The organism is Marinobacter manganoxydans MnI7-9, assembly GCF_000235625.1.
Lineage (GTDB): Bacteria > Pseudomonadota > Gammaproteobacteria > Pseudomonadales > Oleiphilaceae > Marinobacter > Marinobacter manganoxydans.
This window is the reverse complement of record NZ_AGTR01000087.1, coordinates 1-1,623: the sequence shown is the minus strand read 5'-3', so window position 1 is coordinate 1,623 and position 1,623 is coordinate 1. Positions and strand designations below refer to the sequence as shown.

The window sequence follows — 1,623 nt, the reverse complement described above, 5'->3', positions numbered from 1 at the left end:
GCTGACGAGCGGCGGACGGGTGAGTAATGCATAGGAAACTGCCCAGTAGTGGGGGATAGCCCGGGGAAACCCGGATTAATACCGCGTACGCCCTTCGGGGGAAAGCAGGGGATCTTCGGACCTTGCGCTATTGGATGTGCCTATGTCGGATTAGCTAGTTGGTGGGGTAAAGGCCTACCAAGGCGACGATCCGTAGCTGGTCTGAGAGGATGATCAGCCACATCGGGACTGAGACACGGCCCGAACTCCTACGGGAGGCAGCAGTGGGGAATATTGGACAATGGGGGCAACCCTGATCCAGCCATGCCGCGTGTGTGAAGAAGGCTTTCGGGTTGTAAAGCACTTTCAGTGAGGAGGAAAACTCTGCGACTAATACTCGTAGGGCTTGACGTTACTCACAGAAGAAGCACCGGCTAACTCCGTGCCAGCAGCCGCGGTAATACGGAGGGTGCAAGCGTTAATCGGAATTACTGGGCGTAAAGCGCGCGTAGGTGGTTTGGTAAGCGAGATGTGAAAGCCCCGGGCTTAACCTGGGAACGGCATTTCGAACTGTCAGGCTAGAGTATGGTAGAGGGTAGTGGAATTTCCTGTGTAGCGGTGAAATGCGTAGATATAGGAAGGAACACCAGTGGCGAAGGCGGCTACCTGGACCAATACTGACACTGAGGTGCGAAAGCGTGGGGAGCAAACAGGATTAGATACCCTGGTAGTCCACGCCGTAAACGATGTCTACTAGCCGTTGGGACTCTTGAAGTCTTAGTGGCGCAGCTAACGCACTAAGTAGACCGCCTGGGGAGTACGGCCGCAAGGTTAAAACTCAAATGAATTGACGGGGGCCCGCACAAGCGGTGGAGCATGTGGTTTAATTCGACGCAACGCGAAGAACCTTACCTGGCCTTGACATGCAGAGAACTTTCCAGAGATGGATTGGTGCCTTCGGGAACTCTGACACAGGTGCTGCATGGCCGTCGTCAGCTCGTGTCGTGAGATGTTGGGTTAAGTCCCGTAACGAGCGCAACCCCTATCCCTAGTTGCTAGCAGTTCGGCTGAGAACTCTAGGGAGACTGCCGGTGACAAACCGGAGGAAGGTGGGGATGACGTCAGGTCATCATGGCCCTTACGGCCAGGGCTACACACGTGCTACAATGGTGCGCACAGAGGGCTGCAAACCCGCGAGGGGGAGCCAATCTCACAAAACGCATCGTAGTCCGGATCGCAGTCTGCAACTCGACTGCGTGAAGTCGGAATCGCTAGTAATCGTGAATCAGAATGTCACGGTGAATACGTTCCCGGGCCTTGTACACACCGCCCGTCACACCATGGGAGTGGATTGCACCAGAAGTGGTTAGTCTAACCTTCGGGAGGACGATCACCACGGTGTGGTTCATGACTGGGGTGAAGTCGTAACAAGGTAGCCGTAGGGGAACCTGCGGCTGGATCACCTCCTTAAACGAAGCCGAACGCTTCGGTCAGAGTCCACACGAATTACTTGGTTAGCTGAATAAAGAGAGCAGATGGGTCGTTGCAGGCCCGTGTTTTTGGGTCTGTAGCTCAGGTGGTTAGAGCGCACCCCTGATAAGGGTGAGGTCGGTGGTTCAAGTCCACCCAGACCCACCAGAATTT

General features: G+C 55.1%; 1 tRNA gene and 1 rRNA gene. Both read left to right on the top strand.

Annotation, left to right across the window (positions count from 1 at the left end):
- Window positions 1-1,449 (top strand): 16S ribosomal RNA (locus KYE_RS20675); the annotation flags it as partial.
- 91 nt (window positions 1,450-1,540) lie between these two features.
- Window positions 1,541-1,617: transfer RNA gene (locus tag KYE_RS20670), tRNA-Ile, on the top strand.
- Window positions 1,618-1,623 lie beyond the last annotated feature (6 nt).